The sequence below is a fragment of the Mycobacterium sp. NGS26 genome, assembly GCF_059813025.1.
On record NZ_JCALDU010000001.1, the window covers coordinates 245,761 to 268,445 of the forward strand.

Consider the following 22,685-nt stretch of genomic DNA (forward strand, 5'->3'; position numbering starts at 1 on the left):
CATACTCGTCGAGGCCCGCCGGGAAGGTCCCATCAGGCCGAGCCGCATGACGAGGGGGTGCACCGTGGCGGTCGTCTTGCTCGATGGCGAGGCGAATCTCCCACGCGAGCTGCTGGGCAACAAGGGCCACGGCATCAACGTGATGCGCCGACAGCACTTGCCGGTGCCACCCGCGTTCTGCATCACCACCGAGGTGGGCCTTCGGTACCTCGCCGACCCCACGGCGACGATCGACGCGATATGGGACGACGTGCTCGACGCGATCGGCCGGCTGGAGGCGGCCACCTCGCGCACATTCGGGCGCGGCCCGCGTCCGCTGTTGGTGAGCGTGCGGTCGGGAGCCGCGCACTCCATGCCCGGCATGATGGACACCATCCTGAACCTGGGCATGAACGACGCCGTCGAACGGGCGCTGGCCGCGTCGGGGGCCGCGTTCGCTCGCGACACCCGGCGCAGGTTCACCGACATGTATCGACGCGTCGTGGGCGACGACGTGCCCGCCGACGCGTACGCGCAGCTGCGGGCGGGCATCGAAGCCGTGTTCGCCTCGTGGAATTCGTCGCGCGCCCTCGCCTATCGCGCCCACCACCGCATCGACGACCGGGGTGGCACCGCCGTGGTGGTGCAGGCCATGGTGTTCGGTAATCAGGGCCCCAATTCCGGTGCGGGAGCACTCTTTTCGCGCAACCCGATCACCGGCGCCGACGAGCCGTACGGCGAATGGCTACCCGGCGGCCAGGGCGACGACGTGGTATCCGGGCTCGTCGACGTGGAGCCGATCACCGCCCTGCGCGACGAGCAACCCGGCGTCTACGACGAGCTGACAAACGCCGCCCGCCGCCTGGAGCGGCTCGGGTCCGACATGCAAGAGATCGAGTTCACCGTCGAGGACGGCACGTTGTGGCTGCTGCAGACGCGGGCGGCCGAGCGCTCGGCGCAGGCGGCGGTGCGCCTGGCGCTGCAACTGCGGCACGAAAGTCTCATCGACGACGCCGAGACCCTGCGCCGGGTGACACCGGCACACGTGGCGGCCCTGCTGCTTCCGGCGCTGCAGCCCGAAACACGTTTGGCCGCACCACTTCTGGCGAAGGGCCTGCCAGCCTGTCCCGGCGTGGTATCGGGCACCGCGTACACCGACGTGGACGCGGCGCTGGACGCCGCGGACCGGGGCGAGCCAGTCATCCTGGTGCGCGACCACACCAGGCCCGAAGACGTCCGCGGCATGCTGGCCGCGCAGGGCATCGTCACCGAGGTGGGCGGGGCCGCCAGCCATGCGGCGGTGGTCAGCCGCGAACTCGGCCGGGTGGCGGTGGTGGGCTGCGGCCGCGGAGTGGCCGCGTCGCTGGCCGGCCTGCGGATCACCGTCGACGGCTACGAGGGCGAAGTGCGCGACGGGGATCTGACCGTGTCCGCCTGGTCGGAGACCGACACACCCGAGCTGCGCGAGCTCGCCGACATCGCGCGGCGGATCAGCCCGCTGCGCGCCCACACCACCGGCGACCACCCGAGGCTTGACGACACCTCCGAGGCCGCGGTGCGCGCGGCCCTGGACGGCGGGCACACCGACGTGGTGTCGGCGGCCCCGCTTATCGTCATGCTGACCGCACTGCGGCTGACGGGGAAGGCCGGCCCGTGACGGAACTGGCTGTGCTACAAGCGGTCCGGCTCAAGGGCCGGGTAACGCCCGCCGAACTGGCGGCGACGTTGGGCGAAGACCTCGAAGCCGTCACCGCCACCGTCGAGCGGCTGACCGCGTCGGGCCTACTCGTCGATGGCACCACGCTGAAGATCAGCCCCGACGGCCGGGCCCGGCTGGAGAGCCTGCTCGCCGCGGAGCGCGCGGGCATCGACGCGGCAGGGATGGCGGCCGCCTACCACGACTTCCGCTCCGTGAACGCCGATTTCAAGGCCCTGGTCACGGACTGGCAGCTCAAGGGCGGCCCGGTGCTCGCCCGCCTCGACGACCTGCATGCCCGGGTGGTCCCGATCATCGACGCGGCCGCCGCCCAGCTACCGCGGCTGACCGCCTATGCGTCGAAATTGCGTGTGGCACTGGACAAATTCCGGGCCGGCGACACGGCGTGGCTGACCAGGCCACTGATCGACTCGTACCACACCGTGTGGTTCGAACTGCACGAGGAGCTGATCGGCGCCATGGGCCTGACCCGCGAGGAAGCGGCCAGGTCCGGCGACGCCCAATAGGCACCCAAATAGGCCGCTACAGCGCGGCGTCGAGAAGCTCCACATAAGCGTCGATGTCGGCACCTTCACGTTGGAACGCCGACTCCGCCGCGTGCACGCTGACCGCGACGGTGTCGCCGATGCCATGCACCCCGTGCGTCAGGCTCATCGCCGGAGACAGCGCCGGATATCCGGCCGTCAGCAGCACCGGTGCACCCCCGAAACTCAGGTCGGCGGGCCCGCGATTGACGCTGGACACCACGGTGTTGCCGGCGACCTGCGCCGGCCGCGCGTCGGCGTCGAATTGGGAGATGCCCCAGCGCAGCAGCGCGGCGGGCACCGCGGCGAACGCCCGATCCGCGGAGCGCATCGCCGGGTGCTCGAAGCGACGACGCCCGTCGGCCAGGTCGGCGGCGATCCGCCGCATCCGGGCATCGCGACCGAGGCCCGGGTACAGCCCGACGACGACGTTTCCGAAATGGTTATGTGCCAGTGGCACACCGGGTTTCGCCATCGGCACCTCCGCCCCCAGCGAGTCGGTGTCGCCCAGCAACGCGGACAGCGCCGTGGACACCGCCGACAGCACCCCGACCGTCACCGTGGGCCCGGGCAGTTGCGAGCGGCGCCGCACCAGCGTGCGCACCGAGCGGGCGCCTTCGGGGCGCGCATTGGTGGACAGCGGCGGGCGCGGCCCGGGCCCCCGCGCCACCACCCCCGCGCGGGTATCGCGGACCAGCCGGCGATGGGCGCGGGCCGCGTCGACCGCCCGCCACGGCAAGAAGCCCGGCCGCGGCGGCCGCACCTCGGGCACCGGCGCCCCCCGGCCGAACAGCCAGGCCGCCATCGCCGAGGCGCGAGCGCCGTCCCCCAACGCGTGCGCGACCTGCAGGACGGCGACGGAGCCCGGGCCGCCGGCACCCGGAATGCCACGCACCGGCGCGAACACGTGCAGCCGCCACGGCATCCGGCGCGCGTCGAGCTGATCGTCGGCGAGCGCCACGACGGCCGCGAGGCAGCCGCGCCAATCCCGGTCGAGCAGGTCGTGACAGACCACCTGCTCCGGCGCGACGGCCGCAGGGACCCACCGCGGATACGTCAACCGGATCCCGTCGTCGACCCTGATCCGCAACTCCGCGCAGGCGCCGGCCCGACGGCGGACCTGCTCGACGGCATGCCCGAGATCCGTTGGCGCGCCGTCGAATGCGTAGAGCAGGAACTGGTCGTTCGGCAGTTTGGCCGACATCCAGTAGAACTGTGCGTCGACGGCCGCCATGCGCTGCGCCGACATTCAGCCGGGCGAGCCGATAAACGCAAGCACCAGGTCGGCGACCTTGTCGGGCTGTTCGAGCTGCAGGAAGTGGCCGGCATGGTCGACGATGGCCGCCTCGCTGCCGGCGGGCAGCGCCTTTTCCGTCCAGTGCGTGAAAGCCGACGTCATGCAACCGTCGTCGCGACCGTGCAGATACAAGCTCGGCAGGATGGGTGGCTCGGTCCAGAGCCGGTTCAGCTCGGCGTATCGCTCCGGAACGCGGGTGCCTCGCAGCGTGGCCCGGTACGGCCCCAGCGCCGCCCGCCAGCTCTCCGGCGCCCCGATCGCGGCGTCGACGTGGCGCAGATCCTCGTGCGCGTGATAGCCGGGCGACCATCGCCGCCACAGCAGCGGCAGCACCCAGGAAGCGGAACGTTCGGGCAGCCAAGGCAATTGGAAGTAGAAGATGTACCAGCTGCGTAGCAGCTGATGCGGTATGAGCCGGGCCAGCCGCCCGCGCTCGGTCACCCGGCCCAGCGGGCGGAACGCCGCGGAGACCGGCACCGACATGATCACCGCCTTGACGAACGGGCTGTCCGGCATCGCGGCCAGGCCCGTGGCCGCCATCGCGCCCCAGTCGTGACCGATCACCACGTCCCGGTCGGTGCCGCCGGCGGCCGCTCGGACGCGCAGGGCATCGTCCATCAGCGCGCCCACATGAAAGCTGCCGTCGGCCGGGATCGCCGACGGGGCATAGCCGCGCATGAACGGCGCGACGACCCGCCAGCCGGCCTCGGCCAACCGGGGAGCCATCTTGCGCCACCCGTAGGCGGTGTCGGGGAAGCCGTGCAGGCACAACGCGATCGGGGCGTCGCGCGGACCCCAAGTCAGCGCCTTGAGCTCCGCACCGGGGCCCGGCACGTCGATCCAGCGTGGCTCACCCATCATCACTCCCCGTTCGGCGCGTCCGCACGGACCAACCTAACTCGTGCGGAGCCAAGACGGGACCGACCCGACGACGGGTGGATGATCGGGCGGCCTACCGGATGAGCTCCGCCGCCCTATCCAGCTCCGCGATGACGATCTTGCGCATGCCATACATCGCCTGGGTGGCCGCCGCCGCGCGAGCGCGATCGGGATCACCGATCAACTCGTAGAGCCGATCCGGGACGATCTGCCAACTCAGGCCGAAGCGGTCCCTCAGCCAGCCGCACTGGGATTCCTCGCCACCGTCGGTCAGCCGGTCCCAGTAATAGTCGACCTCGTCCTGGTCCTTGCAGTGGACCGTGAACGACACCGCCTCGCTGAACCGGAAGTGCGGCCCGCCGTTGATCCCGATGAATCGGGTGCCGTCCAGCACAAAGCTGCCCGACAGCACCGTGCCCGGCTCGCCGGGCCCGGCATCGGTGGTTCGGTTGAAGCCCTCGATGTGCGAGTTGGGGAACACGGAGGTGTAAAACCTGGCCGCTTCCTCGAGGTTGTGGTCGAACCACAGCGAGGGCGTGATCGATGGCATGCCGCCTCCTAAGGGTTGGATCGGGGTCTCGGTTGATTGACCCCGCCGACGGCAAAAACTCACCGCCGGCCGGGCCAGCTCGAGGGTGAATAGACAACCTAGGTAACGTCAGGGGGCGACCTACCGAGAGGACGCGGATGAGCGCCGTGAGCAGCAGCCCCCAGACGGTCGAGTTTTCCGGTGCCGGCGGCATCACGCTGGTCGCCGACGAGTGGAACCGTGGGTCGACCGACCGCCCCACCATCCTGATGCTGCACGGCGGCGGCCAGAACAGGTTTTCCTGGAAGAACACCGGACAGATCCTCGCCGACGACGGCTTTCACGTCGTGGCGCTGGACTCCCGGGGCCACGGCGACAGCGATCGCGCGCCCAACGCCGACTACGACGTCGAGACGCTGACCGACGACGTCATGCAGGTCCTGGACGCGATCGGCCGCCCCGTCGTGCTAATCGGGGCCAGCATGGGCGGGCTGACCGGCATCCTCGTCGCCCACCGGGCCGGCCCCGAGCGGGTGACGCAACTGGTGCTCGTCGACGTGGTGCCGCGATTCGAGAAGGGCGGCAGCGCCCGCATCCGCGACTTCATGTTCAGCGGCCTGGACGGGTTCGACTCGCTGGAGCAGGCGGCCGACGCCGTCGCCGCCTACCTGCCCTACCGGGAGAAGCCGCGCAGCCCGGAGGGGCTGAAGAAGAACCTGCGCCTGCGCGACGGGCGCTGGTATTGGCACTGGGATCCGGCGTTCATGACCAAGCCCGGCGACGACCCCGAATTGCGCACCGAGAAGTTCGAGCAGGCCGCGACGAGCCTGACGATCCCGGTCCTGTTGATCCGCGGCAAGCTCTCCGACGTCGTCAGCCCCGAGGGCGTCCAGCATTTCCTGACCCAGGTGCCGCGCGCGGAGTTCGTCGAGCTGTCCAACGCCGGGCACACCGCGGCCGGCGACGACAACGACGCCTTCAGCCAGGCCGTGGTGGCGTTCGTCGAGCGCAGCTAGTTCGCCGGCTTTTCGGCGTGCCCGCCGAATTGCTTGCGCATCGCCGACAGCGCCTTGTTCGCGAAGTCGTCGAGTGAACGCGAGGCGAAGCGGGACTGCAGCGCGGTGGTCAGCACCGGCGTGGGAACGCCCTCGTCGATCGCCGCGATGGAGGTCCACCGGCCCTCCCCCGAGTCCGAGACCCGCCCGGAGAACTCCTTCAACTCGGGCGACTCGTGCAGCGCGATGGCGGTGAGGTCAAGCAGCCAGGAGCCGATGACGCTGCCGCGCCGCCACACCTCGGCGACGTCCGGGATGTCGAAGTCGTACTGGTAGAACTCGGGATTCGACAGCGGCGCGGTTTCCGCGTCGCCCTCCTGCACGTGCTTGCCGACGTCGGCGTTGCGCAGAATGTTCAGCCCCTCGGCGAGCGACGCCATCATTCCGTACTCGATGCCGTTGTGCACCATCTTGACGAAGTGCCCCGCGCCGGACGGCCCGCAATGCAGGTAACCCCGCTCCGATTGGGTGACCTCGCCGTCGCGGCCGGGCGTGCGCGGCGCCGCGTCGACGCCGGGCGCGACGCTGGCGAAGATCGGTTCGGCGTGTTCGAACGCGTCCGTGTCACCGCCGATCATCAGGCAGTAGCCGCGTTCCCGGCCCCACACCCCGCCGCTGGTGCCGCAGTCCAGTAGCCGAATACCGTTCTGCGACAAGGTGTTCGAGTGGCGGATGTCGTCGCGGTAGTAGGAGTTCCCGCCGTCGATCACGATGTCCCCGGACTCGAGCGTCCTGGCCAGCTCCTCGATCACCGACGTGGTGATGGTGCCGGCGGGCACCATCACCCAGACGACCCGTGGCGCGTCGAGCTTGTCGCGCAGCTCGGACAGCGACGTCACCCCCGTCGTGCGTTCCTCGCCGGCCATCGCCTTGACGGCGTCGGGGTTGTGGTCGTACACCACGCATTCGTGTCCGTCCTTGGCCACGCGGCGCACGATGTTGGCGCCCATCCGGCCCAGTCCGATCATGCCTAGCTGCATCGCTTTCGTCTCCTTAGTCGCTTGCCTGCCTGCTGCCGGGTAGCCACGGTTCCTGCCACCTGCGGTGACCGTGCAGCAGTGACTGCGCGGCCTCGGGTCCCCAGCTGCCGGGGTCGTAGTGGTGGATCCGGCCCGGCTTGTCCAGCAGCGGCTGCACGATCCGCCACGTCTCCTCGATGGCGTCCTCGCGGGCGAACAGCTGGCGATCGCCGATGAATGCGGCGTACAGGAGCCGCTCGTAGGGCCGCACGGCCTCCCCGAGGTCCTCGGCGAACGACGAGTCGAGGTGGACGTCGTGCCACGAGTTGCCGACCTGCGCGGACAACTGCAGGCGCATCCCCGGGTCGGGGTCGATGCGCAGCACGATCTGATTCGGCTCGGGCGGCCGGCGGTTGGGCAGAAAGGAAAACCCGGGAACGTGATGGAGGAACATCCGGACCTCGGTGACCTTCACCGGCAGCGCCTTGCCCGCGCGCAGGAAGATCGGCACGCCGGCCCAGCGCCAGTTGTCGATCTCGGTCCGCAGCGCGATGTACGTCTCGGTCTGCGAATCCTTGGCCACCCCGGGGACGTCGGTATAGCCGCGGTACTGGCCCCGCACGCAACGCTCGGGGTCCAGCGCCGGCATCGCCCGGAACACCTCCGCCTTCTTGTCGTTCAGGTCGTCGGCGCCCGGGCCGACGGGGGGCTCCATCGCCACCAGCGCGAGCACCTGCAGCAGGTGGTTTTGCACGACGTCGCGCACCGCGCCCACCGCGTCGTAGAACTTGCCGCGCTCCTCGACGCCGAAGTCCTCGGCCATGGTGATGTGGATTTCGGAGATGCTGTCGCGGTCCCACACCTTGGCGAGACCGTTGTTGGCGAAGCGCAGGTATTGCAGTTCCTCGACGGGTTGTTTGCCCAAAAAGTGGTCCACGCGCAGGATTTGGTCCTCGTCGAGCACCGCGCGCAGCCTTGTGTTCAGGTCGCGCGCGGACGCCAGGTCGTGACCGAACGGCTTTTCCACCGCGACGCGCGCGCACTCCAATAAGTCGGCCTGCGCGAGGTTTTCGACGATCGGCGCGAACAGATCCGGTGGCATCTCCAGGTAGTACAGCGGACGACAGCCCGAGCCGATCCGTTTGGCAAGCTGCTTGTAGAGCCCGGGATCGGTCACGTCGCCGTGCAGGTAGGACAGCCGCCCCGCCAGCCGCTCGAACACGGCGTCCTCGAGCTTCTCGCCGGACGCTTTGATTGCATCCCGCGCCCGCTTGACCAACTCCTCGACCGAGATGTCGTCGCTGGCAACACCCAGGACCGGGCAATCCAGCAGCTTGCGGGACTCGAGCCGGTACAACGCCCGGAACGTCATCTTGCGGGCCAGATCGCCGGTAATTCCGAAGATCACCAGCAGATTTGACGAACCACCACCGTCGTCGGCCAAACCGAACCTCCCAGAAGTCACCCAATCGGCTCACTTGAGAGTTCATTACCCGGGCCGTCCGGAGTCAACCCTAGACACTGCCGGTAGGCCCGACAACCTCAACCGACGTCGGCCTTGGCAGGATGCCTGACGTGGGTCCACAAGCGGGAAGCGCGCTGCATATCGCGCTCTACGCGCTGGCCGGGGTCGCCGTCGTCGAAGCCGGCGCGCTCGTGGTGCTGTGGCAACTGCTCGCCCGCAGCCGCCGCGAGCTCAACGAGCTGCGGCGCCGCACCGACGCCCGCAACTGGCTGCTGTCGGGCGGCCGCGAGGCCGTCAAGACGGTGTGGAACACCGCCAACCTGATGCGCAAGGAGGGCTTCGGCGCGGCCGTGCGCAGCTCGATCGAGGACCTCGCCGACTGGGCCGAAGTCGAGCGGCCCGACCTCGCCCGGGTCACCCCGGACGGCCGGGTGGTGATCCTGTTCTCCGACATCGAGGAATCCACCGCGCTGAACGAACGGATCGGCGATCGCGCGTGGGTCAGGCTGATCGGCTCGCACGACAAGCTGGTCTCCGGACTCGTGCAACGGCGCTCCGGGCACGTGGTGAAGAGCCAGGGCGACGGGTTCATGATCGCCTTTTCGCGCCCCGAGCAGGCGGTGCGGTGCGGTATCGATCTCCAGGACGCGTTGCGCAGGGACGCAAAACGCAAGCGGCACGAGCAGATTCGGGTCCGGATCGGCATCCACATGGGCCGCTCGGTGCGCCGCGGCGACGATCTGTTCGGCCGCAACGTGGCGATGGCGGCACGGGTCGCCGGGGAGGCCGCCGGCGGCCAGATCCTGGTGAGCGAGCCGGTGCGCAACGCGCTGAGGGATTGCGACGACGTCGCGTTCGACGAGGGTCGCGAGGTCGAGCTGAAGGGCTTTTCCGGCAGCTATCGCCTGTTCGCGGTTCAGACCGAATCCGACTTGGATTGAGAGCCCTCCGGATTGGCCTCGGCGAACCGCTGATGCAGCCTGGCGCGGATCTCGTCGGCCGTGTAGGCCCGGCGCTTCCGTTGATCGCGCGCTACCAGGACGCCGCCCGCGACGACGCCGGCGACACCGGCCAGGCCGATCCACTTCCAACTGTTGCGCACACTCGACAGGCTATTACCGCCCATGGACACCCTCCGCGCCGAGGTCGCCGTCATCACCGGAGCGGAAGGCGTTCGGAGGTCGGATTGCTGACGAACGTTGTGCCCCAAGATATTCCGTCTGCCGAATCAGTGCACACTCGACTCCGACCTGGAGGCGGCTGCCGTGGACGGCGACGAGGCCTCAGAAGTCATCGCGGTCACGCTTGCCGTTGGGCAGGTCGGCATGCCAACGTGACACATGTGGCGGTCGGGTTCCTTGTCAGCGCACCACGGGGCTACACCGGCTACCCCGGTGCCGTCACCGCGCGCGCCCTCGGACGCGAGGTACGCAGGTGCTGACCCTGGACCAGGCGCTGGAAGAGACGCGGACCGGCGACCTGTGGCTGTTCCGCGGCCGCTCGCGCCCCGACCGCGCGATCCAGACCCTGACGAACGCCCCGGTGAACCACGTCGGCATGACGGTGGCCATCGACGACCTACCGCCGCTGATCTGGCATGCCGAGCTGGGCGACAAACTCACCGACATGTGGAGCGGCACCAACCACCGCGGGGTGCAGCTCCACGATCTGCGCCAGGCCGTGCTGCAGTGGACCGAGCGTTACCACCAGCGCTGCTGGCTGCGTCAGCTGACGCCCTACGCCACCCGCGAACAGGAGGACAAGCTGCTGCGGGTCATCGCGCGGATGGACGGCACCCCATTCCCGACCACCGCTCGCGTGACCGGCCGGTGGTTTCGCGGGCGCCTCCCGACCATCAACGACTGGGTACGGGGAATCCCGTTGGTGGACAAGAAGGTTCGCGAGCAGACGCAGCGACGCCGGGAAGAGCGCAAGATGAGCCTGGAGACGGCGTACTGCGCTGAGACGGTGGCGATCACCTACGAGGAGATGGGACTGCTCGTCACGGACAAGGATGCGCACTGGTTCGACCCGGGCAAGTTCTGGAGCGGTGACACGCTGCCGCTGGCGCCCGGCTATCGGCTGGGCGAGGAGATCGCGATCTCGGTCGTCAGCTGACCGACATCTCCCCCATCTCGGACCACCCCGTCGCGTCGATCGTCTGACTGATGATCTTGGGCGTGGACCTCAGGGCCTGCGGCAGCTCCTGCATCGCGCGCTTGAAGTGGTCGCTGTTGACGTGCATACCGCCCGCGTCGGCGTCGCGGAACGCCTCGACCAGTACGTACTCGGCAGGGTTGTCGAGGCTGCGTGACCACTCGAACCAGAGGTTGCCCGCCTCGGCGCGGGTGGCCTCGGTGAACTCGGCGACCAGTTCCGGCCAGCGATCGGCCCACTCGGGTTTGGTGTCGAACTTGACGACGATGAAGATCATTGCCGCTCCCTCGCCTCTGCTCAGCACTCTCGGTGCGCCAGGATACGTGCATGGCGGTGTGAGCCGCAGCGGCGATATGGATTCTTATTCGCTATTGACGGCACAGCAAATTCGATGGTGATGTGGCACACAAATCAAGTGCGTTCGGTGCTCTTTCACTTTTCCCAGGCGCGCAAGGCGAGCAGCGCGATCAATGTTGCGCATCGGTCGGCCGCATTGATCGACACACGCGCAACCCGCTTTCTCATCAATTCGCAATTCCCGGGTCGCCGGGCGGCGGCAAATCGGGCGCCGGCGGCGGCGGCGCGGGAGCCACGGCGCCCACCAAAACGGGCGGCGCATCCGGGGCCGGGGGCGCGTCCGGCGGCGGGGCCGGTGCCTCGGGCGGCGGAGCCGGCGCGCCGAGGAACGGAAACGGTGCGTCCGGCGGCGGCAGAACGCCCTCGCCCTCGGGTGACATCGGCAGGAACATGTGGTGCGTGAAACCGGCCTGGTAGGCGCCCGGGCCGCCGATGTGCACCCCACCGCGCTCACCGCTGGACACGGCGGTGCCGTCCGGCAGGGTGACCGCGGTGTGGCCACCGTTCCAGCCGATCACCAAGGCGTTCGGGGCGGTCCCGTATTGAAAGCCCCGCGCCAGCAAAGCGGCTTCCTCATTCCCGGTGTTAAAGCGATTGCCAAACACCGGCCGGTCACTTGCCGCATTCGCAACCCAGGAGGCAAGTCCTGAACAGTCGGTCCCGGCGGGAGAATCTCCACCCGGAATATAGGGCGTCCCGGAGACCTGGTTAATGAGCGACATCAACGTGGCTAGAACAAACATGGCCAGGGACATTAGCAATGGGATAGTTAGCAAGCCAAAATTTGTGGCGGGCATCACGTATTGCCCAAAGAATGGCTTGCGCCGCATATCCAGCAAATTTATTACACGAAAGTCTATTTACGGATACAAAATTGCTGCGGGCCCGTCGGCGGCGTTACTGGTAGTCCCGGTTTCGCTCGGTGTTGGCCATCTCGCGCCAGACGTCGGCCTGCTCGCGCCTGGCACGGGCTTTCAGGCGGTCCACCCGCTGGGCTATGCGCTGGAGCCGATCGCGTTCACGCGCCGCCGACGTTCCCTCGCGCTCGTCAGCGCGACGCTCCCGCTCGTCCGCCAGTTGCTCGCGCTCGTCGGCGATCCGGTCCCGATCATCCGCGACGCGATCCCTTTGGACCGCGAGCCACTCACGCTTTCTAACCTCGGCCTCACGTTTCGCAAGGGCCTCCTCGCGCTCGTCAAGCGTGAGGGCCCTGCGTTCGAGTTCGTCAGCCACATGGCCGTCGGCGACCACAATTTCACCTTAACGCCCGGGGGAAGGGCTCGCCCGTGTGCGAGAGGGAAAACCCGGGCCTCACCGCTTGCCTCCGTTCTATTTGTCTCGTTTACGCGTTGAAACGAAACCCCACCGGATCGCCGGTGGTCACCGAACGCCCCCAACGTCGCCGACAAGCACTTGGACGGCAACACCAAGCGCCTCGTAGGTAGACCGCGCCCGTGCATCTCGAGTGGCCAAAGCGGCACCGTGCTCGCGAGCCGCCAAAGCCACCAACCCGTCGTACGTCGCGCCACCGGCAATACCTCGTCGTGCGAACTCGCGATGTGCGGATCGCGAGGCACGTGCACCGAGTTGCAGCGACGCAGTGAAGTTCGCATCGATCAATGCCACTGCATCGGCAGCATCGACGCGAGCATCGCCGGGCAACCGGGTCAGGACCGAGTACGTCTCCGCCAGGGCATGCCCGCAAAGACCCAGGGTTCGCCCCTCCGCCCACGCAGCGATCACCCCGTGGTGTCGGTGCGATGTCATCAGCAGCGGGACCGCGACACTGGTGTCGACCCCCGTGACAAGGACAGTTGTCAACGTCGCCCGGAGTCGATCAGAGCGAACATCATCTCGTCGGTGACCTCGGTGTCAGCGCGAGCCACCAAGCGTCCGTTCGCATCCCGCTCCAGCCGCGCTGTCCGGCCAGCGGGTGTCACCTGCAATCCGGTCCCGTACGGCGAGATGTCCACCGTCGTACCCGGCGTCAAGCCGAGCGCGTCACGAAGGTGCTTGGGAAGCACCACACGTCCCCCGGAATCGATCACCGCTTCCATTGGGAACATGCTACCAGTGAAATCCCATTCCCATGGGCGGGCGCCCCGCCGTTGACTCTGCGGTGAGGGCGCAGAAGTGCGAGAGCACATCGCCATAGCCGCAGAGTCAACGAGCGCTAGACGTTGAAACGAAACTCGACCACGTCGCCGTCGGCCATGACGTAGTCCTTGCCTTCCATCCGGACCTTGCCGGCCGCCTTTGCCGCCGCCATCGACCCCGCGGCGATCAGGTCGTCGTACGAAACGATCTCGGCCTTGATGAAGCCCTTCTCGAAGTCGCTGTGGATCACGCCGGCCGCCTTCGGCGCGGTGTCGCCCTGGTGGATGGTCCAGGCCCGCGCCTCCTTCGGGCCCGCCGTCAGGAACGTCTGCAGCTTGAGCGTGTGAAAACCCGCCCTGGCCAGCGCGTCCAGGCCGCGTTCGGTCTGCCCGATGGATTCCAGGAGCTCGGCGGCCGACTCGTCGTCGAGCTCGGTCAATTCGGCTTCGATGGCGGCGTCGAGGAACACCGCATCCGCGGGCGCGACGAGCCGGCGCAGCTCGGCGACCCGCGCGGCGTCGGTGAGCACCGCCTCGTCGGCGTTGAAAACGTACAGAAATGGCTTGGTGGTCAACAGGTTCAGCTCCCGCAGCACCGAGGTGTCCATCCCCGCGGCGAACAGCGTCTTGCCGCCGTCCAGCACCTCCCGCGCGGCGAGCGCGGCCTCGTAGACCGGCTTGCGTTCCTTGTTGTTGCGGGCTTCCTTCTCCAGCCTGCCCACCGCGCGCTCCAGCGTCTGCAGATCGGCCAGGATCAGCTCGGTCTCGACGACCTCGATGTCGGACTGGGGATCGACCTCCCCGGCCACGTGGGTGACGTCCTCGTCGGAGAACACCCGGACCACTTGGCAGATCGCGTCGCACTCGCGGATGTGGGCAAGAAACTTGTTGCCGAGCCCGGCGCCCTCGGAGGCACCCTTGACCAGGCCGGCGATGTCGACGAACGTCACCGGCGCCGGCACGATGCGCTCGGATCCGAAAAGCTCCGCCAGCTTGGCCAGCCGGGGATCGGGCAGCGAGACCACGCCCTCGTTCGGTTCGATCGTCGCGAACGGGTAATTCGCCGCCACCACGTTGTTCCGGGTCAGGGCGTTGAACAGGGTCGACTTGCCGACGTTGGGCAGGCCGACGATTCCCAGGCTCAGGCTCACGGGGAACCAAGTCTAGGGCGCCTCGGCGGGGCCGGCGGCCGTGGACCGTTCCCGCCCGAAACGCACGGCACGCCCTGCGCCGCTACAAGGTGTTTACCGGCGTTTCGTCCCATTGCCGGTACGGTCTACATGTGTCAGCAGAGCGGGTCAGAGCGGCGGTGGAACCTTCCCACCGCTCGATCCACCCAAACATCCCGGGCGTGCCGTGGTGGGCAGCCCTCGTCATCGCTGTCACCGCCACCGCCATCGGGTATGCGATCGACGCCGGATCGGGCCACAAGGAGCTGACGCACGTCTTCGCCGGCCTCTATATAGCCGGCTGCCTCGCGGCGGTGCTGGCGGTCCGCCAGGACGGCCTGTTCACCGCGATCATCCAGCCGCCGCTGATCCTGTTCTGCGCGGTTCCCGGCGCCTACTGGCTGTTCCACGGGCGCAAGATCGGCCACCTGAAAGACCTGCTGATCAATTGCGGGTATCCCCTCATCGAGCGTTTCCCGTTGATGCTGGGCACCGCCGGCGTCGTCCTGTTGATCGGGCTGGTCCGGTGGTATTTCGGGATGTCGAACCGAACGACGTTGGCGGCCAACAAAACCGGCGACGCGACCACCGCCGCCGCCTCCGACGTCAAGTCGTTCGTCGGCGGCATCGTCGCGAAACTGAACTCGTACCTCGGCATCGATTCCGGGGACGACGGGGCCGACGAGGCCGCCCCCGGGTCGAAGCCTGCGCGCGCGAGCGCCCGGAAGGCCGCCCCGAAGTCCGGCCGGGGGGCGCGCGCCGGCCGTTCCGCCGGTCGTGCCACCACGGCATCGACCCGGTCGCGCTCCCGGCATGCCCGGCCGTCGCTGGAAGACCACGCCGAACCCGAGCGCCCCCGGCGTCCAAGCCGCAGAGGCCAGGCACCTCCCCGCGACTTCGACCCCGGTGACGAGCCCCGCCAGCCCCGCCGGCCGCGCCGGCGCCCCAGGCCCGAAGACGATCCCGACTTTACCCAACCGCCGCGGGAAGGCCGCCGGGACCCACGGACCCGCCGCAGCCCGTACGAGCGGCCGGTGCCTCGCGGCGGTCGTTTCGACGGCTACGACGCGTACGAGCGGCCCGCGACGCCCGAGCGCTTCGGCCGGTACGACCCCTATGAGCCGTACGAGCCCTACCCACCCTCGTACGAGCCCCCGCGGCGTCGTCGCCCCCCCGGCGGCGGCTCGAACGGCGCCACCCCGACGCACCACCCGATCTCGCGCGTGCGCTACCGCGGCGAAGCCCCCTTCGAGGAGCCGAGAGCAGAGCCGAGGGCCGAACCGCGGCCCGAACGCCGGGGCCGATCACGGGCGCATGGCCGGCCTCCGGCCGACTCCTGGGAGTACGACGTCTAGGTCCCTGACCGGCGAGCGAGCCGTCAGGTCATCGACCGGATCTCGCGGGGCAGGGCGAACACCAGCGTCTCCTGCGCCGTCGTCACCGGCTGCACCACGCCGAAGCCGTAATCGGCGAGCCGCTCCAGCACGCCCCGCACCAGCACCTCGGGCACCGACGCACCGGAGGTGACGCCCACCGTCGTCACGCCCTCCAGCCACGCCGGGTCGATATCGTCGGCCCAGTCGACCAGGTGGGCGGCCGCGGCGCCGCCGCCCAACGCGACCTCGACCAGCCGCACCGAATTCGACGAGTTGCGGGACCCGACGACGATCACCAGCTCACACTCGGGCGCCATCGCCTTGACCGCGACCTGCCGGTTCTGGGTGGCGTAGCAGATGTCGTCGCTGGGCGGATCCTGCAGCTTCGGGAAGCGCTGCCGCAGCCGCTCGACGATCTCCATGGTCTCGTCGACCGACAGCGTCGTCTGCGAGAGCCAGACCACCTTGTTCTCGTCGCGGACCGTCACGTTGTCCACGGCGGCGACCCCGTCGACCAGCTGCACGTGCTCGGGCGCCTCCCCCGCGGTGCCGATGACCTCCTCGTGGCCCTCGTGGCCGATCAGCAGGATGTCGTAGTCGTCGCGGGCGAACCGCCTGGCCTCGTTGTGCACCTTGGTCACCAGCGGGCAGGTGGCGTCGATGGTGTGCAGGTTGCGTTCGGCGGCCGCGGCGTACACCGTCGGCGCGACGCCGTGCGCGGAGAACACCACGATGGCGCCCTCGGGAACCTGGTCGGTCTCCTGGACGAAAACCGCACCGGCCTTGACCAGGGTGTCGACGACGTGGCGGTTGTGCACGATCTCGTGTCGCACGTAGACCGGGGCGCCGTGCTTCTTCAGGGCGCGCTCCACCGTCTCGACGGCCCGGTCCACGCCGGCGCAGTAGCCACGCGGCTCCGCGAGGAGCACCCTCTTGCGGGTCGGGTCGTTGGCTGGCGGGCTCCCCGACTTCACAGCACCGGGAATCCCCACATCGACAGTCGGCGGCATGACATTCAGGGTACTTTCCGCCGGCACATAGGGCACATTGCCTGCTGCGCGGGGGCGGGCTTGGAGTTATCCGCCGCTGCTGGCAGTCTTGGACCCATGGCCACTGCACCGTACGGAGTTCGGCTTTTGGTCGGCGCGGCGACAGTCGCCGTCGAGGAGACGATGAGGCTGCCGAAGACGATTCTGATGTACCCGATGACGTTAGCCAGCCAGGCGGCGCACCTGGTGATGCGCTTCCAGCAAAACCTTGCCGAGCTGGTCATCAAGGGCGACAGCACGTTGGAATCCATATTTCCGCCCAAGGACGAAAAGCCGGAATGGGCGACGTTCGACGAGGACTTGGGTGAGGACGCCGACGGCGGTCCCGCCGCGGTGCCGGAAGGCGCCGACGTCGATCGCCGCGCCGAGGGGCGGTTCGCCCTGTACTCGGTAAACGACGCACCCGGGGCCGATGCGTCGATGAAGCCCGCCCGGATATCGACGAAGTCACCGGCGGCCGACCCGACGATTCCGGCGCCGGCGGTGGCGGCCGAACTCGACTATCCGACGCTCACGCTGGCCCAGCTGCGGGCCCGGCTGCCGTCGCTGGACGTCGACGAGCTCGAAGCGCTGCTGGCCTACGAGCAGGCCACCAAGGCCCGGGCCCCGTTCGAGACGCTGCTCGCCAACAGGATCACCCGCGCGAACGCGAAGTGACCCGAGCGGCGAATTCGGAGCCGAACTCCGCCGAGAACCCCTTCCCGGTGCGCGCCGTGGCGATCCGCGTCGCGGGCTGGATCGACCGGCTGGGCACCGTGTGGGTCGAGGGGCAGCTGGCCCAGATCAACCTGCGCAGCGACTCCAAGACCGTGTTCATGGTGCTGCGCGACCCGGCGGCCGACATGTCGCTGACCGTGACGTGCCCGCGCGACCTGGTGCTGGGCGCGCCGGTCAAGTTGGCCGAGGGAACGCAGGTGGTGGTGTGCGGCAAGCCTTCGTTCTACACCGGGCGCGGCACGTTCTCGTTGCGGCTCAGCGAGATTCGCGCCGTCGGCGTCGGCGAGCTGCTGGCCCGCATCGAGCGGCTGCGCCGGCTGCTGGACGCCGAAGGACTCTTCGACCCGCGGCTCAAACGCCCAATTCCCTTCCTGCCCAACATGATCGGGCTGATCACCGGGCGCGCGAGCGCCGCCGAGCACGACGTGACGACGGTGGCGAGCGCACGCTGGCCCGCCGCGCGTTTCGCGGTGCGCAACACCGCGGTACAGGGGCCCAACGCGGCGGCCCAGATCGTCGAGGCGCTGCGCGACCTCGATCGCGACGGTGACGTCGACGTGATCGTGCTGGCCCGCGGCGGCGGCAGCGTCGAGGACCTGCTGCCGTTTTCCGACGAGACGCTGTGCCGCGCGATCGCCGCCTGCCGCACGCCGGTGATCAGCGCGGTCGGTCACGAACCCGACAATCCGCTGTGCGATCTGGTCGCCGACCTGCGGGCCGCCACCCCCACCGACGCGGCCAAGCGGGTGGTGCCGGACACCGCCGCCGAGCAACGGCTGATCGACGAATTGCGGCTGCGCAGCGCTCAGGCGCTGCGCAACTGGGTGTTCCGCGAGCAACGCGCGCTGGCCCAGCTGCGCAGCCGCCCGGTGCTGGCCGAGCCGCTGACAGCCCTGACCGCGCGCGCCGAAGAGATCCACCGCGCGCGCTCGGCGGTTCGCCGCGACATCACGCGGCTGATCGGCGCCGAGACCGACCGCGTGGGCCACCTGGCCGCCCGGCTGGCGACGCTGGGCCCGGCGGCCACCCTGGCCCGCGGTTACGCCGTGGTGCAGCGGGTCCCGGCGGATGGGGCGCCCGCGGAACCGACGCAGGTGCTGCGGTCGGTGCGCGACGCGCCCGCGGGCACCCGGCTGCGGGTGCGGGTTTCCGACGGCGCCGTAACGGCGGTGAGTGAGGGGCTGACCGATGGTCACTAAGCAAGGCGCCGACGAGGGCGGCGGGGTTACGCCTATTAGTCGGCTCGGCTATGAGGCTTGCCGCGACGAGCTGATCGAAGTCGTGCGTCAGCTGGAGCAGGGCGGGCTGGACCTCGATTCGTCGCTGAAACTGTGGGAAAGGGGCGAACAGCTGGCAAAAAAGTGTGAGGAACACTTAGCCGGCGCCCGCAAGCGCGTCGAGGACGCGCTCGCCGCGGGCCAGGCCGAGGACGGTTGAGCGCGGCCCTTCCGCGAAACCGGTCGCCGAAAATTTCTTCCCAAACTGGAACACGTTTCAGTTATGCTTCGCGCCATGGGTGATCCATCACTGACAACCGAACTCGGTCGCGTCCTGGTTACCGGCGGCTCGGGGTTTGTCGGCGCCAACCTGGTGACCACCTTGCTCGATCGTGGCTACCAGGTGCGTTCCTTCGACCGCGCGCCCTCGCCGCTGCCGCCGCACCCGCAGCTGGAGGTGTTACCGGGCGACATCACCGACACGACGGTGTGCGCCCGTGCGGTGGACGAGATCGACACCATCTTCCACACCGCGGCGATCATCGAGCTGATGGGCGGCGCGTCGGTCAGCGACGAATACCGACAGCGCAGCTTCGCGGTCAACGTCGGTGGCACCGAGAACCTGGTGCACGCCGGGCAGGAAGCCGGGGTGAAGCGGTTCGTCTACACCTCGTCCAACAGCGTGGTGATGGGCGGTCAGAACATCGCCGGCGGCGACGAGACGTTGCCCTACACCAGCAGGTTCAACGACCTGTACACCGAGACGAAGGTGGTCGCCGAGCGGTTCGTGTTGTCGCAGAACGGCGTTGGCGGCCTGCTGACGTGCGCGATCAGGCCGAGCGGGATCTGGGGCCGCGGCGATCAGACGATGTTCCGCAGGCTGTTCGAGAGCGTGGTCGCCGGCCACGTCAAGGTGTTGATCGGCCGCAAATCGGCCCGGCTGGATAACTCCTACGTGCACAACCTGATTCACGGTTTCATCCTGGCCGCCCAGCATCTGGTGCCCGGCGGGACCGCACCGGGTCAGGCGTACTTCATCAACGACGCCGAGCCGATCAACATGTTCGAATTCGCCCGCCCGGTCATCGAGGCCTGCGGGGAGAACTGGCCCCGAATCCGGGTCAACGGCCCAATGGTGCGCGCGGCGATGACCGGTTGGCAGCGGATGCATTTCCGCTTCGGGATGCCCGCGCCGCTGCTGGAGCCGCTGGCCGTCGAACGGCTGTATCTGGACAACTACTTCTCCATCGACAAGGCACGGCGCGACCTGGGCTATGAGCCCCTGTTCACCACCGAAAAGGCGATGGCGGAATGCCTGCCCTACTACGTGGACATGTTCAAGGAGATGAAGAGCCAGGCGCAGGCCGCCAAGGCCGCCGCGGGCTGAGCCGCCGGTGCGCGTGGCGCTAAGGTTCAGCCAACAGCGACGCGGAGGGCGGCCCGGTCCCGATGAACACCGAATTCACGCTCACCCAGAAACGAGCGCTCGCGATCTGCACCCTGGTCGCCGTGTTGTTCGGCGCGTACTTCCTGCGCAACTATTTCGTGCTCATCGTGGTGGCCGCGGTGGGGGCGTACCTGTTCACGCCAATGTTCAACTGGTTCAACAGACGTCTGGGCACGGGCTTGTCGGCCGCCTGCACACTGTTGTCGGCGCTGGCCATCGTCGGCCTGCCGGTCGGGCTCCTGGTGGTCCTGGCGTTCGTCCAGATTTCCCGCATGGTCGACAGCATCTCCGGATGGGTCAAGACGACCGACCTGAGCGGGCTGGGCGCCAAGGTCCTGCAAGCGGTCAACGACCTACTGGCCCGGGTTCCGTTCGCGCACACCACGATAACCGCGGAGACGCTCCGGAAGGCGATGGTGACGGTGGGGCGCAACGTGGGCGAATGGGTGCTGCACTTCTTGCAGGGCGCCATCGGCGGCATCGCCGGCGCCGTCGCGTCGGCGATCATCTTCCTGTACGTGTTCGTCGCGCTCCTGGTGAACCGTGAGAAGGTGCGAACGCTGATCGGCCAGCTCAACCCGCTCGGCGACGAGGTCACGGACCTGTACTTGAAGAAGGCCGGAGCGATGGTGCGTGGCACCGTCAGTGGCCAGTTCGTCATCGCGCTCTGCCAGGGCGTCGCCGGCGCCGCGTCCATCTACGTCGCCGGATTCCACCACGGCTTCTTCATCTTCGCGATTCTGCTGACCGCGCTGTCGATCATTCCGCTGGGCGGCGGCATCGTGACCATTCCGTTCGGCATCGGAATGATCTTCTACGGCAACATCGCCGGTGGCGCGTTCGTCGTCCTATGGCATCTGCTGGTGGTCACCAACATCGACAACTTCCTGCGCCCGATCCTGGTTCCCCGCGACGCCCGCCTGAATCCGGCGCTGATGTTGCTCTCGGTGTTCTCCGGTATCGCCATGTTCGGTCCCTGGGGCATCGTCATCGGTCCGGTGCTGATGATCCTGATCGTCACCACCGTCGACGTCTACCTCGCGGTGTACAAGGGCGTCGAACTCGACACGTCCGACGAGCAACCCGCGCGCCGCAGTTGGCTGCCGCTGCGCAAAGCCAAAGCGGGCGCGACACATTCGGTCACCGAATAGTTAGCGGAAGCTCACCATCTCGCTGCCCCAGGCGGCACGGATGCGTCGGTCTACATCGTCTGCCAGGGTGTCGCGCCTGTCGATGATCAGGCAGGCGCGATCGCCATCGCGGTAGGCCGTCCAGTCCGGCTCGCCGGCTAGGCCGATGGGCTTGCCGTGGCTGGCGAAGTTGATCCACCTGGTGCGCACCCGTTTCGAGACCGCCTTGGCCGTCTTGGCGCCGCCGAGCTTCAGCGTCGGGTCCTTCGGCGTCCCCAGATTGCCCCAGACGTAAGGTAATTCGGTGGCGTGGGCGGCGCTGGCCAGCAGCACTTTGAGCAGTGGGGTCGCGTAGTCGAACCGGTACAGATGCACCGGCGCCACCCTGCTGTGGCCCTCGGCCAGCCACACCGAGGGCATGCGGAAGCCGACGTCGGTCGCGATGCTCAAAGACCTTGCCTTGCGGCGCATCCGGGAATACGCCGACACGATCTGCTCCTGGGTGGGCAATTGCAGGTCGGGCTGTTCGGCGGCAATCTGGGTGAACACCGACGTGATCGCGCGCGGGGTGATCGGCATCAGCGGCGAGCGCATCAGCCGGAAAAGCGCCGCCTCATGCTTGTTGGTGCCGATGATCAACGGGATCGGGTGCGAGCGGCCCTGCTGCGCGAGCCTGACCGGGTAGTCGCTCAGCAGATCCCCGTCGACGATCGGCACGAACGCGAGCGTGCCCGGGTTGCGGACCGGCACCTCGTCGAACACCTTTCGCGACGCGGCCACGATCGCCGCGATCGGCGCGTCGCGCAGCGCAGCCACGTCGGACGGGGCGATCGCGAGCTTGTCGAGGACGCTGACGGCGACGTGGCGGGCCCGTTCGCGGTCGTACACCGATGTGGCGGGCGAGCTCTGGGCGATCGCGCGGGCGAACAGGCCCTCGGCCGCCGGGGCGGCCAGCAGCGTGGTGACGATCCCCGCGCCGGCCGATTCACCGAACAGCGTGACCCGCTGCGGATCTCCCCCGAACGCCGCGATGTTGTCGCGCACCCAGCGCAGCGCGGCGAGCACGTCGTGCAGCCCGATGTTCGAGTCGAAGCGGCGCCGCGCGGTGCCGAAGGAAGACAAGTCGAGAAAGCCCATCGCCCCGAGCCGGTAGTTGATCGTCACCACGACCACCTCGCCGCCGCTGACCAACCGCCGGCCGTCGTAGAGGGGCTGGCTGCCGGATCCCAGGACGTAGGCGCCGCCGTGTAGCCACACCATCACCGGCTTGGCGTCGCCGGGCTCGGTGTCCGCCGACGCCCAGACGTTGAGCCGCAGGCAGTCTTCGCCCCGCGGCGCACCGAGGTCGATCGGCATGTTGGGGAAGACCGGTTGGGGGCAGGCGGGCCCGTAGGCGGTGGCCCCGGCGACCTCCGCCCACGGTTCGGGTGGTTCCGGTAGCCGGAAGCGCAGGTCGCCGACGGGCGGCGCGGCGTACCGGATGCCCTTCCACGTCCTGACCTCACCGTCGTCGGCGCCGCGGACGGGACCGAAAACGGTTTCGACCACCCGCTCGTCGATCGTCAT

25 protein-coding genes are annotated in these 22,685 nt (G+C 68.7%); 11 read left to right on the forward strand and 14 right to left on the reverse strand.

Annotated features, from left to right (window positions below):
• The first annotated feature begins 64 nt into the window (after positions 1–64).
• Together AC5Y6X_RS01150 and AC5Y6X_RS01155 are read left to right on the forward strand one after the other, a co-directional pair.
• A complete protein-coding gene (locus AC5Y6X_RS01150; protein ID WP_499983696.1) occupies positions 65–1,636 on the forward strand; it encodes a pyruvate, phosphate dikinase in 1,572 nt (523 codons plus the stop codon).
• Entirely contained in the window at positions 1,633–2,202 is a 570-nt protein-coding gene (locus AC5Y6X_RS01155; RefSeq protein ID WP_499983698.1) for a MarR family transcriptional regulator, read from the forward strand. The genes AC5Y6X_RS01150 and AC5Y6X_RS01155 overlap by 4 nt, the downstream gene beginning before the upstream one ends.
• A 16-nt stretch (positions 2,203–2,218) precedes the next feature.
• Here AC5Y6X_RS01155 and AC5Y6X_RS01160 read toward each other — a convergent pair whose 3' ends face one another.
• From AC5Y6X_RS01160 to AC5Y6X_RS01170, 3 genes are all read right to left on the reverse strand, one after another.
• Positions 2,219–3,469, reverse strand: a complete 1,251-nt coding sequence (locus AC5Y6X_RS01160; protein WP_499983700.1) for a WS/DGAT domain-containing protein — start codon at positions 3,467–3,469, stop codon at positions 2,219–2,221.
• Complete coding sequence (locus tag AC5Y6X_RS01165) at positions 3,470–4,375, reverse strand: alpha/beta fold hydrolase (RefSeq protein WP_499983702.1); 906 nt, start codon at positions 4,373–4,375, stop codon at positions 3,470–3,472.
• Positions 4,376–4,469: 94 nt separating this feature from the next.
• Positions 4,470–4,946 carry a VOC family protein gene (locus AC5Y6X_RS01170; protein ID WP_499983704.1) on the reverse strand — a complete coding sequence of 159 codons (477 nt, stop codon included), beginning with the start codon at positions 4,944–4,946 and terminating at the stop codon, positions 4,470–4,472.
• A gap of 137 nt (positions 4,947–5,083) precedes the next feature.
• On the opposite strand from AC5Y6X_RS01170, the gene AC5Y6X_RS01175 reads away from it, so the two are divergent.
• Positions 5,084–5,941, forward strand: a complete 858-nt coding sequence (locus AC5Y6X_RS01175; protein ID WP_499983707.1) for an alpha/beta fold hydrolase — start codon at positions 5,084–5,086, stop codon at positions 5,939–5,941.
• Here AC5Y6X_RS01175 and gnd read toward each other — a convergent pair.
• The gene (gnd, locus tag AC5Y6X_RS01180) at positions 5,938–6,960 is read right to left on the reverse strand and encodes a phosphogluconate dehydrogenase (NAD(+)-dependent, decarboxylating) (protein WP_499983711.1); all 1,023 of its coding nucleotides are present in this window, start codon (positions 6,958–6,960) and stop codon (positions 5,938–5,940) included. The two genes, AC5Y6X_RS01175 and gnd, sit on opposite strands and share 4 nt — an antisense overlap.
• Positions 6,961–6,973: 13 nt before the next feature.
• Positions 6,974–8,383 carry a glucose-6-phosphate dehydrogenase gene (locus tag AC5Y6X_RS01185; protein WP_499985159.1) on the reverse strand — a complete coding sequence of 470 codons (1,410 nt, stop codon included), beginning with the start codon at positions 8,381–8,383 and terminating at the stop codon, positions 6,974–6,976.
• A gap of 131 nt (positions 8,384–8,514) precedes the next feature.
• On the opposite strand from AC5Y6X_RS01185, the gene AC5Y6X_RS01190 reads away from it, so the two are divergent.
• Positions 8,515–9,345 (forward strand): adenylate/guanylate cyclase domain-containing protein, encoded by an 831-nt coding sequence (locus tag AC5Y6X_RS01190; RefSeq protein ID WP_499983713.1) that lies wholly within the window; start codon positions 8,515–8,517, stop codon positions 9,343–9,345.
• Here the strand turns inward: AC5Y6X_RS01190 and AC5Y6X_RS01195 are convergent.
• Positions 9,321–9,506, reverse strand: a complete 186-nt coding sequence (locus tag AC5Y6X_RS01195) for a hypothetical protein (RefSeq protein WP_499983714.1) — start codon at positions 9,504–9,506, stop codon at positions 9,321–9,323. The two genes, AC5Y6X_RS01190 and AC5Y6X_RS01195, sit on opposite strands and share 25 nt — an antisense overlap.
• 332 nt (positions 9,507–9,838) lie before the next feature.
• On the opposite strand from AC5Y6X_RS01195, the gene AC5Y6X_RS01200 reads away from it, so the two are divergent.
• Complete coding sequence (locus AC5Y6X_RS01200; protein WP_324674925.1) at positions 9,839–10,522, forward strand: guanylate cyclase; 684 nt, start codon at positions 9,839–9,841, stop codon at positions 10,520–10,522.
• Here the strand turns inward: AC5Y6X_RS01200 and AC5Y6X_RS01205 are convergent.
• From AC5Y6X_RS01205 to ychF, 6 genes are all read right to left on the reverse strand, one after another.
• A complete protein-coding gene (locus AC5Y6X_RS01205) occupies positions 10,515–10,838 on the reverse strand; it encodes a putative quinol monooxygenase (RefSeq protein WP_499983717.1) in 324 nt (107 codons plus the stop codon). The two genes, AC5Y6X_RS01200 and AC5Y6X_RS01205, sit on opposite strands and share 8 nt — an antisense overlap.
• A 247-nt stretch (positions 10,839–11,085) precedes the next feature.
• Positions 11,086–11,715, reverse strand: coding sequence for a peptidoglycan endopeptidase (locus AC5Y6X_RS01210; protein WP_499985160.1), 630 nt, complete (start codon positions 11,713–11,715; stop codon positions 11,086–11,088).
• A 100-nt stretch (positions 11,716–11,815) separates the two neighbouring features.
• The gene (locus AC5Y6X_RS01215; RefSeq protein WP_499983719.1) at positions 11,816–12,169 is read right to left on the reverse strand and encodes a hypothetical protein; all 354 of its coding nucleotides are present in this window, start codon (positions 12,167–12,169) and stop codon (positions 11,816–11,818) included.
• A gap of 129 nt (positions 12,170–12,298) precedes the next feature.
• Complete coding sequence (locus AC5Y6X_RS01220) at positions 12,299–12,739, reverse strand: PIN domain-containing protein (protein ID WP_324674919.1); 441 nt, start codon at positions 12,737–12,739, stop codon at positions 12,299–12,301.
• Positions 12,736–12,975 (reverse strand): AbrB/MazE/SpoVT family DNA-binding domain-containing protein, encoded by a 240-nt coding sequence (locus AC5Y6X_RS01225; RefSeq protein WP_324674917.1) that lies wholly within the window; start codon positions 12,973–12,975, stop codon positions 12,736–12,738. Before AC5Y6X_RS01225 ends, AC5Y6X_RS01220 begins: the two co-directional genes overlap by 4 nt.
• A 116-nt stretch (positions 12,976–13,091) precedes the next feature.
• A complete protein-coding gene (gene ychF / locus AC5Y6X_RS01230) occupies positions 13,092–14,165 on the reverse strand; it encodes a redox-regulated ATPase YchF (protein ID WP_499983722.1) in 1,074 nt (357 codons plus the stop codon).
• A 200-nt stretch (positions 14,166–14,365) separates the two neighbouring features.
• On the opposite strand from ychF, the gene AC5Y6X_RS01235 reads away from it, so the two are divergent.
• A complete protein-coding gene (locus AC5Y6X_RS01235; protein ID WP_499983723.1) occupies positions 14,366–15,538 on the forward strand; it encodes a DUF6542 domain-containing protein in 1,173 nt (390 codons plus the stop codon).
• 23 nt (positions 15,539–15,561) lie between these two features.
• On the opposite strand, the gene AC5Y6X_RS01240 is transcribed toward AC5Y6X_RS01235, so the two are convergent.
• Positions 15,562–16,569 carry a 4-hydroxy-3-methylbut-2-enyl diphosphate reductase gene (locus AC5Y6X_RS01240; protein ID WP_324674911.1) on the reverse strand — a complete coding sequence of 336 codons (1,008 nt, stop codon included), beginning with the start codon at positions 16,567–16,569 and terminating at the stop codon, positions 15,562–15,564.
• 96 nt (positions 16,570–16,665) lie between these two features.
• Here AC5Y6X_RS01240 and AC5Y6X_RS01245 point away from each other — a divergent pair, with 96 nt between their 5' ends.
• From AC5Y6X_RS01245 to AC5Y6X_RS01265, 5 genes are all read left to right on the forward strand, one after another.
• Positions 16,666–17,265, forward strand: a complete 600-nt coding sequence (locus tag AC5Y6X_RS01245) for a lipid droplet-associated protein (protein ID WP_324674909.1) — start codon at positions 16,666–16,668, stop codon at positions 17,263–17,265.
• Positions 17,262–18,524, forward strand: a complete 1,263-nt coding sequence (gene xseA / locus AC5Y6X_RS01250) for an exodeoxyribonuclease VII large subunit (RefSeq protein ID WP_499983726.1) — start codon at positions 17,262–17,264, stop codon at positions 18,522–18,524. Before AC5Y6X_RS01245 ends, xseA begins: the two co-directional genes overlap by 4 nt.
• Positions 18,514–18,762, forward strand: coding sequence for an exodeoxyribonuclease VII small subunit (locus tag AC5Y6X_RS01255; RefSeq protein WP_499983728.1), 249 nt, complete (start codon positions 18,514–18,516; stop codon positions 18,760–18,762). Before xseA ends, AC5Y6X_RS01255 begins: the two co-directional genes overlap by 11 nt.
• Positions 18,763–18,825: 63 nt before the next feature.
• Positions 18,826–19,929, forward strand: a complete 1,104-nt coding sequence (locus AC5Y6X_RS01260) for a 3-beta-hydroxysteroid dehydrogenase (RefSeq protein ID WP_499983729.1) — start codon at positions 18,826–18,828, stop codon at positions 19,927–19,929.
• A gap of 62 nt (positions 19,930–19,991) precedes the next feature.
• Positions 19,992–21,140, forward strand: a complete 1,149-nt coding sequence (locus AC5Y6X_RS01265; protein ID WP_499983731.1) for an AI-2E family transporter — start codon at positions 19,992–19,994, stop codon at positions 21,138–21,140.
• On the opposite strand, the gene AC5Y6X_RS01270 is transcribed toward AC5Y6X_RS01265, so the two are convergent.
• The gene (locus AC5Y6X_RS01270) at positions 21,141–22,685 is read right to left on the reverse strand and encodes a carboxylesterase/lipase family protein (protein ID WP_499983732.1); all 1,545 of its coding nucleotides are present in this window, start codon (positions 22,683–22,685) and stop codon (positions 21,141–21,143) included. It lies immediately after the preceding gene.